The 13,240-nt window shown below is 62.0% G+C and carries 5 protein-coding genes; 2 read left to right on the forward strand and 3 right to left on the reverse strand.

Going from position 1 to position 13,240, the window contains the following annotated elements; genetic code table 11:
- Nucleotides 1-61 precede the first annotated feature (61 nt).
- Both BSY240_RS15075 and BSY240_RS15080 read right to left on the reverse strand, forming a co-directional pair.
- The gene (locus BSY240_RS15075; protein WP_069042840.1) at nucleotides 62-8,569 is read right to left on the reverse strand and encodes a GH36-type glycosyl hydrolase domain-containing protein; all 8,508 of its coding nucleotides are present in this window, start codon (nucleotides 8,567-8,569) and stop codon (nucleotides 62-64) included.
- A 358-nt stretch (nucleotides 8,570-8,927) separates the two neighbouring features.
- Nucleotides 8,928-9,563: a TetR family transcriptional regulator C-terminal domain-containing protein gene (locus BSY240_RS15080; protein ID WP_054150328.1), complete on the reverse strand. Its 636-nt coding sequence runs from the start codon at nucleotides 9,561-9,563 to the stop codon at nucleotides 8,928-8,930.
- A 137-nt stretch (nucleotides 9,564-9,700) separates the two neighbouring features.
- Here BSY240_RS15080 and BSY240_RS15085 point away from each other — a divergent pair, with 137 nt between their 5' ends.
- Nucleotides 9,701-10,864 (forward strand): M20 aminoacylase family protein, encoded by a 1,164-nt coding sequence (locus BSY240_RS15085; RefSeq protein ID WP_171901579.1) that lies wholly within the window; start codon nucleotides 9,701-9,703, stop codon nucleotides 10,862-10,864.
- Here BSY240_RS15085 and BSY240_RS15090 read toward each other — a convergent pair.
- On the reverse strand, nucleotides 10,846-11,724 hold the full coding sequence (locus tag BSY240_RS15090) for a DMT family transporter (RefSeq protein WP_069042841.1): 879 nt from the start codon (nucleotides 11,722-11,724) through the stop codon (nucleotides 10,846-10,848). The two genes, BSY240_RS15085 and BSY240_RS15090, sit on opposite strands and share 19 nt — an antisense overlap.
- 201 nt (nucleotides 11,725-11,925) lie before the next feature.
- On the opposite strand from BSY240_RS15090, the gene BSY240_RS15095 reads away from it, so the two are divergent.
- Nucleotides 11,926-13,119, forward strand: coding sequence for an MFS transporter (locus BSY240_RS15095; protein WP_069042842.1), 1,194 nt, complete (start codon nucleotides 11,926-11,928; stop codon nucleotides 13,117-13,119).
- Nucleotides 13,120-13,240 lie beyond the last annotated feature (121 nt).

The following is a 13,240-nucleotide window of genomic DNA, read 5'->3' on the forward strand; positions in this document are numbered from 1 at the left end:
GAAACAGCAAAGAGGCCCCGCCAGCGCTGGCGGGGCCTCTTTCGTTTGCTGCATTGGCTGCCTATTCGGCTGCCTTGATCTTCGGCTTGCGCGCCGGTTTCTTGGCCGGCGGCGGTGCAGGCGGTAGATCCTCACTGGTTGCCTGCAGCTTGCCATCGAGGGTCACATCGTAGCCTTCTGCGGTGCGTGTGACGGCGACAGCGACCTTTCGACCATCGACGTCGACCTTGGCCTTGAAGCCTTCCCAATGTTCGGGCAGGGCAGGGTTCACGACAAGCTCGCCGCCCTTGCGACGGATGCCGAGGAAGCCTTCGACCGCGAAACGATAGAGCCAGCCTGCAGATCCCGTGTACCAGGTCCAACCACCGCGTCCGGCATAGCCGTCGCCGCCATAGATATCGGCCGCAACGACGTAAGGCTCGACGCGATAACGCTCTGCCTCGTCTGCCGTTCTTGCATGATTAATCGGGTTCAACATTTCGAAGACGCGCCAGGCATCGGCGAGACGACCGGCCTGGATCAGGGACAGGCCGAGCCAGATCGCCGCATGGGTATACTGACCGCCGTTTTCACGCACGCCAGGCGGATAGGCGCCAATGTAGCCCGGATCGATTTCGGGTTTTTCGAAAGCCGGCGTGAAGAGGCGGACGATGCCATTCTCTGCGTCTACAAGCTTCGAGACGGCGGAATCGAGTGCCTTTCCGGTATGGGCGGGATCTCCCATTCCGGACAGAACGCTCCAGGACTGGGCGATGGAGTCGATCTGGCACTGGCGTGAACCATTCGAACCGAGCGGCGAGCCGTCGTCGAAATAGCCACGACGATAATACTCTCCGTCCCAGCCTGCCGTTTCCAGGGCAGCCTTGAGCTTCGCGACATGCTCGCTCCAGCGGGCACTGCGGTCTCGATCGCCACGCTTGTCCGCCTGCAGCCTGAAGCGTTCCAATGTGGCGGCAAGCAACCAGCCAAGCCAGACACTTTCGCCACGGCCTTCGATCCCGACGCGGTTCATGCCGTCGTTCCAATCGCCACCGAGGATCAAGGGCAGGCCGTGTTCGCCTGTGCGGGCAATGGCGAGGTCGAGCGCGCGAGCCGCGTGCTCATAGAGATCTGCCGTTTCAGCGGCGGTATTGGGCAGGAAGAAGCTGTCATGCTGACCCTGCGTAAGCTGCGGTCCGTCGAGGAACGGGATCTGTTCCGACAGGATCGCTTGGTCACCCGTCGCCGAGACATACTGGTCGACTGCATAGGCGAGCCAGACGACGTCGTCGGAGATCATGGTGCGGACACCCGCGCCTGTCTGCGGCAGCCACCAATGTTGAACGTCCCCTTCTACGAACTGACGCGCAGCGGCATTCAGGATCTGGCGGCGGGCGAGCTTAGGTTCGACGGTCAGGAATGCCAGCGTGTCCTGCAACTGGTCACGGAAGCCGTAAGCGCCGCTTGCCTGGTAGAATCCGGCACGGCCGAAGATGCGGCAGGCGAGCGCCTGATAGGGCAGCCAGCGATTGACGAGGTTGTCGAAGGCCTTGTCGCCGGTCTCCACCGAGAGCTTGCCGGTGAAGCCTGTCCAGAAGTCGCGGTTGGCCTTGAGGACCGTCTCGAACCCTGAGCCGCGAACCGTCTTCACAAGATCGACTGCGGCTTCCGCTGTCTCGGTTTCACCGAGCAGGAAGGTCATGTCGCGCGACTGACCGGGAGCAAGCTCGACATCGAAGGCAATTGCCGCACAAGGGTCGCTTTCGCTCTCGATCGAGCCCGTAAGACCCGAGGCACGGACTACGGCCTGTGGCAGCTTGATCGTGCCGTTGCGACCGATGAATTCGCGCCGGCTGGCCGTATAGCCATCCGGCTGTTCCGGTCCTGCCAGGAAGGCGAAGCGACCGGGATAGTTGATGTCATAGGGGTTCGACGCGAGCAGTGCGCCGGTTTCCTCATCGAAGGTCGACAGAACGAAAGGTGCGGTGCGGGCGGGATTGTTGCCGAGGATCCATTCTGCGTAGCCATAGATGCGGAATTTGCGTGGCTCCGGGCTCGCGTTCTTCAGCCGGATCTTCGTGAGCTTCACCGGGCGCTCGCGATCCACAGTCTGGGTCAGTTCGATCTCGAGATCGCCATGCTGGCTGACGAAGGTTGAGTAACCCATGCCATGGCGTGTCTCGAAGGTGGCCGCAGGATCGGTGTTCAGCGCGCTGACGGTCGCATAGGCGCGTCCGCTGCCAAGATCGGTGACGTAGAAGGCCTCGCCCGGACGGTTTACCACGGGATCGTTGGTCCAGGGCGTTACCTGGTAGTCGCGCGAGTTCTGGCTCCAGGTGAAGCCGGCCCCTTCTGCCGAGACGTGGAAGCCGAAGTTCTCGTTTGCGATGACGTTGATCCACGGCTGCGGCGTTGCCGCAGATCCGTCGAGACGCACGACATACTCCGAACCGTCTTTCGAGAAACCGCCGAAGCCGTTCCAGAAGTCGAGGTCGGAACCGTCGGTCACGCGGCCCGTTTTGGCGGGAGTCGACTGTACGGGCGGCAAGCCTGCCCATTCGAGCTCACCATCGATCGTGCGCGGAGTGGCGAAGAGCGAGACGGCGCGGTTCACCTGGTCGACGATCTTGCCGTTGCGGGTGTGGAGTACAACGCGGGCGGCTGCCAGGACTGCAAGTGTCGAGCCCTCGTCCTGCAGGTCGTCGCGGACCGTGAACACATGCTGGCGACCGCCGGGCAGGCGGTGGCGCAGATTGTCCGCCATCTGGTCGAGCGCATGCTGCATGTCCTGCGCATAGGAGGTCGCGCGCTCGTTAATAATCGCGAGATCGGCCACGACGCCGCGGCGACGCAGATATTCCAGTGCACTCATCGCCTCGCGGGCGATGTCCATGTCCATGTCGTCGTTGATGCGCAGCGCAAAGATCGGGAAGTCGCCCGAAATCGCCATGGGCCACAGCGCCGACTGCGACCTCAGCCCCTTGCGGACCGTTTCGGGATCCGCACGCAGGTGATTGTCGGGATAGGTCAGGTAACGGCCCAGATGCTGGAAGGCAGCCGCCTGCTGCGAGGTGATGCCGATGTGGCGAAGCTCGACCTGGGCACGCGTCCAGGCATGGATGAGCTCGTGGCTGAAGGCATCCGGATGACGGTAGCGTTCGATCGCCTGATCGATTTCCTCGCGGTTCGGGGCTGCCATGGTCCAGAAGATCACCTGGACCTTCTTGCCAGCCGGCACGCGCACCACGCGGCGGAGGCTGAGGATCGGATCGAGCGTAAATCCTTCCGAGCCGGAAAGGTTGGCGCCGGGGTCAAAGGCGGCTGCCTCGCCGAGGCTGCGGCCACGGCCGAGGAACTTGCGGCGGTCGGTTTCGAATTCCGTCGGGCGACCCTGGCCCGCACTGTCGACCACCAGATGGGCAACGCAGATATCCGGGTCGGACGGGCTGCGCTTGTTGCGCTCGGCGCGGATCACGTCGCGGCGACGACCGAATTCGGTCTTGACGAACATGCGCGAGAAGAGCGGATGGGCGTTGTCGCTGTCCTCATAGGCCAGTACCGGCTCGGTGTAGGACGTAACCTCGATGTAGCGGTCTTCCGTGCCGGTGTTCAGGATCGTCAGCCTGCGGCCTTCGGCATCATGCTCGGTGCCGACGATGCATTCGACCGAGGTCGAGATGTCGCCGACGGTCTTGAAGAATTCCGCCTTGTCGTCGCCGAAGATGACCTTGGTCTTTTCGTCTTCTGCGCGGCGCGGCGCCGATGTCGCCGACCACCACTCATTGGTGGCGGTATCGCGCAGGAAGAGGAACGTGCCCCAGCGGTCTTCGGTCGTGTCGGGTTTCCAGCGGGTGACGGACTGACCGTTCCAGCGCGAGAATCCGGAGCCGGTGGCTGTCATCATCACAGAATAGTGGCCATTCGAAAGGAAGACGACTTCGCGGTCCTTGGTCGCGGGATCCTCGATCGTGCGGACTTCGGCGCGCAGAAGGTCCGCCTGGCCCTTGCCCGGGGTCTGTGGCTCGTATTTCGCGCTCATGACCGGGATTTCGCGGGGCGTCTTCTCCTGCAGGAGAAGTTCTGCCGCTTCGATCACCGGATCGGCGTGGAAGAGCGCGCGCAGGCGGCCGTTGAAGGCGACATTGGCGATGGCTGCGATCGACATGCCATGATGGTGGGCATAGTAGTTGTAGACGACAGCGCATTTCTTGCCGTCTGGCAGGCGCGTCGGGGTGAAGTCGACCGCGTCGTGGAAACCGTAAGCCCCGAGCGCGCCGAGCTTGCGCAGGCGTTTGAGGTTCTCAAGCGCTGCCTCGGGGTAATACTGGCTTGCGAGGATCGAGGCATAGGGTGCCACAACGGCGTTCTGGCCGAGGCCGCGTTTCAGGCCGAGTGTCGGCACACCGAAGTTGGTGTACTGATAGTTCATCTCGTGGTCGCGGGCATTGAAGGCTGCTTCCGAAATGCCCCAGGGGATGTTCAGCCGGCGGCCGTGGTTCATCTGTTCGATGACCACGAGATTGTTCGTCTGGTTGAGAATGCCACCCTGTCGCTCCTGCATGACGAGCGGCGGCATCAGATACTCGAACATCGAGCCCGACCAGGAGATCAGCGCAGCGCGGGCACCGATCGGCACGACCTGGCGACCGAGGCGGTACCAGTGTTCCGTCGGCAGATCACCCTTGGCAATCGCAAACAGGCTGGTCAGACGGCATTCCGACGCGAGCAGGTCGTAGCAGGCCTCGTCCAGTTCGCGGGCGTCGACGCGATAACCGATCGACAGCAGGCGACGCTCCGGTCGGAAGAGGAAGGTGAAATCCATCGAGAAGGCGAGGTTGCGGGCGCGCTCGGAGAGCTGGCTCAGGCGCTGGCGCAGCGGATCGATGTTCGAGAGGTCGAATGCGGTGTCGGCAATGTGGGCTTCGCAAACCGACACCAGCGATTCCGTCCAGCGAACGACTTCCGCACTCGCCTCCGAGCGAATTTCGTGGTGGAGATTTGCCGCCAGTTTTTGTGCGTCACGCGCGAGCACGGCAAGATTGATGATGCGGATCGAGGCGAATTCATGCTCGCGCTTGACGGCGGCAAGCGCCGTGTTGAAGCCGATGATGCGTTCCTCAAGACGACGACGGAGCGGACGCACCGTCTTTCGGTCGTCCGGCAGCTCGCCGAGGACTTCGAGCAGGATGCCGCCGACATCGCCGATGCCGTCGAAATTGCCCTGAAGGTGTGCGGACGGCGCCTCCGCCCATTCGCGGCAGGCCGAGGAGATCGCGATCAGATGGCCGGCGAGATTGCCGCTGTCGACCGCCGAAATATACTTCGGGCCAAGCGTGTTGAGCGTGTCCGTGTAGTACCAGTTGTAGAGATGGCCACGATACTTCTCCATCCGTTCGACGGTGGAGATCGTCTGCTCCATGCGCTCAATGGTCTGTTCGAAGCTCAGCCAGCCGAAATGGCGAGCGGAGACGACTGAGAGCAGATAGACGCCGATATTGGTCGGCGAGGTGCGATGGGCGATCAGCGGTTCCGGCGTTTCCTGGAAATTGTCCGGGGGCAGATAGTTGTCGCCGGCGGTCGTGAAGTTCTCGTAGTAGCGCCAGGTGCGGCGAGCGATCTTGCGCAGTTCGTACGAGACGTTTTCTGGAACCTCGAGGCTGTCTTCCGTTTCGGCAGACTGGCTGACATACCAGGCGAGCAGAGGCGACAGTACCCAGAGGAAGGCGAACGGAAGGCCGATCAGATAGCCATAGCCGCCGGGTATGGCCGCGACGCCGACCGAGAGGATGGCGAGGATCGGCGCATGGCGCATGTTCTCGTAATATGAGGCGATCGAGCCCTGGGCTGCCGACTGGACGCTGGCGGCCGTGCGCCATTCGAGCAGCAGCTTGCGGCTCACCAGCATGCGGTAAAGCGAGCGGGCGATGGCATCGGCCATCATGCAGGCATTGTCGGCGATGAAGACGATGCGGAGCGCGACCTGGGCGTTGATCGAGCGGACTTCCGACCACAGCGTTTGGAAATGCGCGGCCGGCACGATATCGGTCTGACGCGGGACGATGCCCGACAAAAGCGATAGGGTCGGGGCGACGAAGAGGCTGAAGATCAGAAGCAGCTGCCAGATGGTGGCGCCCACCGGCTCCATGGTGGCCCAGCCGAGAACCGAGGCGCCATACCAGGCAATCGGGGTCAGCGAGCGGCGCAGGTTGTCGACCATCTTCCAGCGGCCGAGGCTGGTGATGCCGCGGCTGGTATCGCCGATATAGGGGATGAGCTGCCAGTCGCCGCGGGCCCAGCGATGCTGGCGCGAGATCTCGACCTCGTATCGGGTCGGAAAGTCTTCGACCAGCTCGACGTCGGTGACAAGCGCGCAGCGGGCGAAGGAACCTTCGAGCAAGTCGTGGCTGAGAACGCTGTTTTCGTCGATGCGCCCCTTGATCGCCGTCTCGAAGGCGTCGACGTCGTAAAGGCCCTTGCCAGTGAATGTGCCCTCGGCGGTGATGTCCTGATAGACGTCGGAGACCGTGAAGACATAAGGGTCGAGGCCGCGGTTCATCGAGAAGATGCGCTGGAAGACCGAGGCATCCTTGCCCGTGGTCAGAGAGGGCGTGACACGCGGCTGCAGGACGCCGTAGCCGCTGATCACGCGGCCGGTCTTCTCGTCATGCACCGGACGATTGATCGGATGGTGCATCTTGCCGACGAGCTTGGTGACGGCGTCGCGCATCAGGCGCGTGTCGGCATCGAGCGTCATCACGTAACGCACGTTTTCCGGCACCATATTGGCGCCCGGGAGATAGGAGGTGTCGCGATCGCCGCGCAGCAGCAGGTTCAGCTCGTGCAGCTTGCCGCGCTTGCGCTCCCAGCCCATCCAGCAGCCTTCGGCCTCGTTGTAGAGGCGGCGACGATGCAAGAGGTAGAAGCGGTTCCTGCCGCCGAAATCGTAGCGACCATTGAGCTGGGCGAGTTCGCGTTTGGCGTAATCGAGGACCTCCAGATCGGCAGGGGTCTCTTCCGTCTGGCTGTCCTTCCAGTCGCTCAAGAGCGCGAAATAAATCTCGCCATGCGGGTTGGTCAGGTAGTGGACTTCGAGATTGCGGATGAGTTCGTCGACGTCGTCACGCTTGGTGATCATGCAGGGCACGACGACGAGGGTGCGTGCTTCCTCGGGAATGCCCTGCTTGAACTCGTAGCCGGTCAGGCGGAACGGTTTGACGAAGAAGGTGACAAGCGTGTTGAACAGTCCCGTCGCGCCTTCGGAAACCGGCAGCGAGACCAGGACCAGCAGGACCATGATGAGCGAGGTCGGCAGGCCGGCCTGGTTGAGGAAGTAACCGATAACCGCTAGGGCTGCGACGGTGAGCGCAATGACGGGGATTGCGATGGAGAGCCAGTTCAGGCGCTTTATGCCGTCGGTCAGGATCCGGGAGAGAGGCTGGCTGTAGCCGATGGCGTTTTCCAGCTCGGTCCGTCTGTTGCCGACGAGATAGCTTCCAACATCGAGCTGTCCATCGGGTCCCGCCGATTGTGTCGCCAGATCGATCGCCGTCTGGGCAATCTCGATCTCGCTCTGGTCGCAGCGACGCGCCAGCCTTTCGATCGTGTTGCGATAGGCGTTGCGCGAGCCGAAATCGAGTTCGCGGTAATCGGTGTGCTGGCCGAGGACCCGGTCGACATGGCTGACCTCTTCGACCCAGACCGACCATTCCTTGTCGTCGATCTCGCGCAGGCCCCGCACGATGTTGCCCATCGTAACGTTGCCGGAGGAGAGACGGTTGTGTTCGGCGTCCATCGCCTCCTGGGCGGTGCGGCCGGCCGCTTCCAGTCGGCTTTCCAGCCATTCGACGGCAAAGCTCGTGTTCTGCGAGCCATTGCGCAGGCGGTACAGGAACTGTGTCGCGAAGGTGTTGTCGTCGGCCAGCTGCTCGATCTGGCTGAGATAGGTGGCGGCTGCGACCGGGTCGTTCAGGCGGATGATCTCGTCGGCGACCTCGTTGGCCCGGCGACGCATCCGGCGGGAGCGATCGACGCGGGTTGCGATGCGTCGGAGATTTTCGATGAGCACGAAGCGCGCGATCGACGGCAGTGCCCAGAGTTCACCGATCTCCAGCGTCCGGTGCTGCTGGTAGCCCTCGACAAGGGCCGTCATGCTTTCCTGGCTGACGGTCGAGTGGGTATGCGCGACGTAGAGCCATGCCATCGCCATGGTCCGCGGGATTTCACGGCTTCCCACCTTCATCGTCGGCAGCTGGCGATAGAACTTCTTCGGGAAGTCGCGGCGAACTTCCTGGATCGCTTCTTCGATGATGTAGTGGTTGTCGAGCAGCCACTCGGCCGCAGGCGTGATCGTGGCCCCGGCTTCGACGTCAGCCGCCGTCGCGCGATAGACGCGCAGGATCTCGCGCTCGTTTTCCTTGTGCCGGGCGAAGAAGTCGAAGTCCAGCAGGCCGGGTAGTTCATCGACGCCGTTCAGCGCCAGAGAAGCGGCGCTTTCCCGCAATTCCTCGATCGTAAAATAGGCAGATCGTATGGAATCGTTATGGTCGATCTGCTTGGTTTCGAGGTCGCGCGATGGGACATGCAGCGTCATGAAAAATAGGTTCTCGGTTCGATGGTTCAATAGAAAGCCGTTGTGGTCCGACCGTCCGGTCTTCGCCGCCGCGCCTCATTGCACAAAATTGGGTTGTTGACCAACAATCGAGGCAGAAAGAGGCCGTAATACGACGGCTAACAGAGGCGGTTGAACTCTCTTTGCGACTTTCGCATCCTGGCAGGTGAGTTGGCGTTTTTATGCCTTATTTCAAGCGGCTGGCCAAGGGGCTTGATCGCAGCCGCCGAGCATCGATCAAGCAGGTCGAAACTTCGCAGGTCAGCGATCTGTCGGTGCGGTTACCAGATCGCGAACGCGACGCGTACCGGATGCTTGTTTGCGATGCGGGTCTCATCGCTCAGTCCGCACCTCTCAAGGACAATCCGCCCAGCAGAGCCTCGACGGCATCCAGTGCGATCTGCGGCAAACGTCCCTCGTCGAAGAGGTCACTTGCGAGCGAATTCTCAAGCCACAAACCGTCGATGAGGCCGTTGATCGCGACCGCGAGATGCCGGACTTCGGAGAAGGGCGGGTTGTGTCGTCGCGCCGCCAAGACGGCTCCGACAAGGTCTTCGAGTATGCCGATGAAGACCAGATAGTTTTCTCGATGGATGCGGGCGAGTTCCTCGTCCGATCGCACCCGACCGATGAACGCTGCCCAGAGGGACAGTGCTTTCGGATCGGCAATCGGTGGGCTGACATTGGCAACGATGAAGTCGTGCAGGCGCCGCTGCGGGTTCGCCCCGGCTTCCGCCATGGCATCGACGGCGGAGCCGGTCATTCCTGCCAGCATTTCGCGATAGGCCGCCTGGACCATTTCGTCCTTGCCGGAGAAATAATGACGGATCAAACCGCCGGTCACGCCGGCTCTGGCGGCGATGTCGCGGACGGTCGCGCCTTCCAGGCCATGTTCCGAAACGCTGTCCAAGGTCGCCGCGATCAGATCCTTCCGGCGCTCGGCTTCACCGGCACGCTGGAACGTGCGTCGTGTCATGGTGGTCTCTCCGGCACGGATAGGGCAGCAGATTTTCGTCAGCGATGGACGTCTTTTTATACGGTTGAACAACTGGCCGGCAAGTGCCACAGTCTGCGCTTTCATGCTCATGCCCAGACGACCGAAAGGTAATTTCCATGACGATCCACGCGCCCAATGTGATGGCTGAAGTGCTTGCGACGCGGCATCATCTGCATCGGTTTCCGGAGATCGGCCTGTCGGAGTTCAAGACGTCGGATTATGTCGCCGAACAACTCACCGCTTTCGGCTATGAGGTGACGCGCGGGCTTGCCAAGACCGGTATTGTCGCCACCCTCAGAAACGGGTCGAGCGAGCGAAGCATCGGCATTCGAGCCGACTTCGACGCTCTGCCGATCCTCGAAGAGACCGGTCTTCCCTATGCCAGCGAGATACCGGGCGTGATGCATGCCTGTGGCCATGATGGTCATACCGCAATGCTGCTCGGTGCGGCGAAGATCCTCGCCGAACGGCGGAATTTCGATGGTGTCATTCACCTGATTTTCCAGCCAGCCGAAGAGAATTTCGGCGGAGCCCGGATCATGATCGAGGATGGCCTCTTCGATCGCTTCCCCTGCGATGCAGTTTTCGCGCTGCATAACGATCCGGAGATCCCGTTCGGCCATATCGCGCTCCGGGAAGGGCCGATCATGGCTGCCGTCGACGAGTGCAAGATCACCGTCAACGGCCGTGGTGGTCACGGGGCCGAACCGCAATCGACGGCCGATCCCATTGTGTGTGGCGCGTCCATCGTCATGGCGCTGCAGACGATCGTGTCGCGCAACATTCACCCGCTCGATCCGACCGTCATCACCGTCGGCGGATTCCATGCGGGTGCGGCGAGCAATGTCATTCCGGAGCGGGCGGAGATGGTGCTTTCGATCCGCTCCTTCGATCCCAAGGTCCGCGACCAGCTCGAGCAGCGCATTCGGGCGGTGGCCGAAGGTCAGGCGGCGAGTTACGGCATGGGCGTGACCATCGACTATGAGCGGGGATACGACCCGACCATCAACCACAAGGCCGAAACGGATTTCGTCCGCGATCTCGCGGTGAGCTTTGCTGGACAGGACAAGGTCTATGACCTGCCGCGCCCGATGATGGGGAGCGAGGATTTCGCCTACATGCTCGCCAAGCGCCCGGGCAGCTACTTCTTCCTCGGCACGCAACGGACACCCAACGATCCGCCGCTGCACCACCCACGCTATGACTTCAACGACGATATCCTGCCCGTCGGGACCACCCTCTGGGTGGAGCTTGCAGAGCGCTATCTCTCGAGGTCCTGAGCGGGCATTTTGCGCCGCTGGGCAAAGAGAATGATCAGGCCCGCGCCGGCGATCAATACGGCGCCGGCCCAGACATTCGGTCCCGGGATGTCTCCCCATATCGCGTAGCCAAGCGCGAAGGCCCAGACAAGCGCCGTGTATTCCAGGGGCGCAATCACCGAGATCGGCGCGCGGCGCAGCGCCTCGAAAAAGCTCATCTGACCAAGACCGCCGATGAAGCCGACGGCCAGCAACAGGATCTGCGTCGGACCGCTTGGGGTTGTCCAGGAGAGGATGGCCATGGGTGTCGTCAGGGCCAGGAAGAAGACATTCGTCATCGTCATCTGAACCATGCTGCTGGCGCTCTTGCTGGTGGTTCTGAGCAGCGTCGTGGCGATCGCCCAGCAGACGGCGGCGATGAGGGCGAGGTAGACGGGCCAGCCGGTCGCAAGGCCTGTCGGATTGCTGGCGACGACCACACCGACGAAGCCGGTGATGACGGCAATCCAGCTGCTCATGGGAACTCGTTCGCCCAGAATGGGGATGGCGAGCAGAATCGCTGCGATTGGTGCGGCGAAGTAGAGTGTCGTGAGATCGGCGAGCGGCAGATGCTTGGCCGCGTTGAAATAACAGAGCCAGGCGGCGAGCAGGAAAAGACTGCGCAGCATCATCGGGCGAAGCGCCGGCGACGTCACCGTCTCCCGCGCGAGTGAGCGGCCACCGAGGATGTAACAGCCAAGCAGGATCGCAATACTGCGGCAAAACAAGATCTGCCAGACGGTTGTCGTTTCCACGAGCAACTTGATCATGGCGTCGTGCATGGCAAAGAAGAGATAGGCGAGACTGGAGAGCAGGATGCCAGCGCCAACGGCGGTTTTCACGGAAGCGTCTTTCGGGTCGGGCGGCGCAAGCAGATGGCCGCAATGACTATCTGTGTCAGACGCCGGCTCGTCCCTGTCAATCCCCGTTCAGAACTCCCGACAATGTTGTCATGCGAAACAAAAATTTACAGTCGGGACGCGCGGGACATGTTGTCGTTTAAATCGATTTAATTACAGTGCGCCCGACTATGGGAGCAGGACATGAATGACATAGCCCACACCATCACTTCCCCGGCCGAACCAGCGCCGATCGTCACAAGGGAGAGGGCCGCTGTCGCCTTGCTCTTCTTCCTGAATGGCCTCGTCATCGGAGCCTGGGCACCGAAAATTCCGTTCTTCTCAGAGGCGCTCGGATTGTCGGAGTTGATGCTGGGCGTGATGATCTTCGTCTTCGGCGTGGGTTCGCTGGTGCTGATGCCGATCGCCGGCATGCAGATTGCCCGTTACGGCTCGCGGCGCGTCGTGGAAGTGACCACGCTCTTGTTCATCCCGACCATCGTGCTCGTCACGCTGGTTGACAATATCTGGACGGGAGCCATCGCCATCTTCCTGTTCGGTGGCCTGACCGGGGCGATGGACGTGGCGATGAATGCCAATGCGGTCGAGGTCGAGCGCAACATGCGCCGTTCGATCATGTCCTCCTGTCACGCCTTCTGGAGCCTTGGTGGGCTCTGCGGTGCGGCGACCGGCGGTTTTCTGATTGCCGCGCTCGGTGTCACTGGTCACGTGCTGCTTCTGGCAGCCGTCTGCGTCGTTCTCTTTCTTGTCGCCCGCCCGATGATCCTCTCGGACGCGCCGCATCCGAGTGACGAGCCGGCCAAGGCCAAGCTGCCGATGACGCCGCTGCCCTGGCTGATCGGCACGATCGCGCTGTTCTGCATGATCCCTGAGGGCACCGTGCTTGACTGGAGCGCGCTCTACCTGCGCAACGAGCTGAATGCTTCGACCGAGATGTCGGGCTTCGCCTTCGCGGCCTTCTCCCTCACCATGGCGGTCTGCCGCTTTGCGGGCGATTTCATCCGTGACCGCTTCGGTGCCGTGAATACACTGCGCTTCTGCGGTGTGGCTGCGATCATCGGGCTTGTCATGGCGGGCCAGTCTTCCAGCGTGACCTTTGCGCTGATCGGCTTTGCCATCACCGGAATCGGGATCTCGAACATGGTGCCGATCGCGTTTTCGGCGGGCGGCAACATTCCGGGGCTTGCACCCGGTGTTGGCCTCTCGGTCGTCACCACCATGGGCTATTCCGGCATCCTCTTTGCGCCATCGCTGATCGGGTTTGTGGCCGAGCACACGTCGCTGTCGAGTGTCTACACAGCGATCCCAGCGCTGCTGATCGTGGTTCTGGCTCTCTCCAGGCTCGCGCGTCATGCGGACCGGGCGACAGGTCACTGAAAGATGTGGGGACGTCGCTTTGGACAGACTTGCGCACGCGGGCATGTGAACGCGTAAAGGCGTCTTTCAGTTGACAAGCGATCGGCTTTGATCCACCTCCATGGCGATTGAGGCTTGCAGA

It is taken from the genome of Agrobacterium sp. RAC06 (assembly GCF_001713475.1).
Classification (GTDB): domain Bacteria; phylum Pseudomonadota; class Alphaproteobacteria; order Rhizobiales; family Rhizobiaceae; genus Allorhizobium.

Coding starts and splice junctions, on each gene's coding strand:
- BSY240_RS15075 (WP_069042840.1), bottom strand. CDS start 8,569: ATGACGCTGCATGTCCCATCGCGCGACCTCGAAACCAAGCAGATCGAC.
- BSY240_RS15080 (WP_054150328.1), bottom strand. CDS start 9,563: ATGACACGACGCACGTTCCAGCGTGCCGGTGAAGCCGAGCGCCGGAAG.
- BSY240_RS15085 (WP_171901579.1), top strand. CDS start 9,701: ATGACGATCCACGCGCCCAATGTGATGGCTGAAGTGCTTGCGACGCGG.
- BSY240_RS15095 (WP_069042842.1), top strand. CDS start 11,926: ATGAATGACATAGCCCACACCATCACTTCCCCGGCCGAACCAGCGCCG.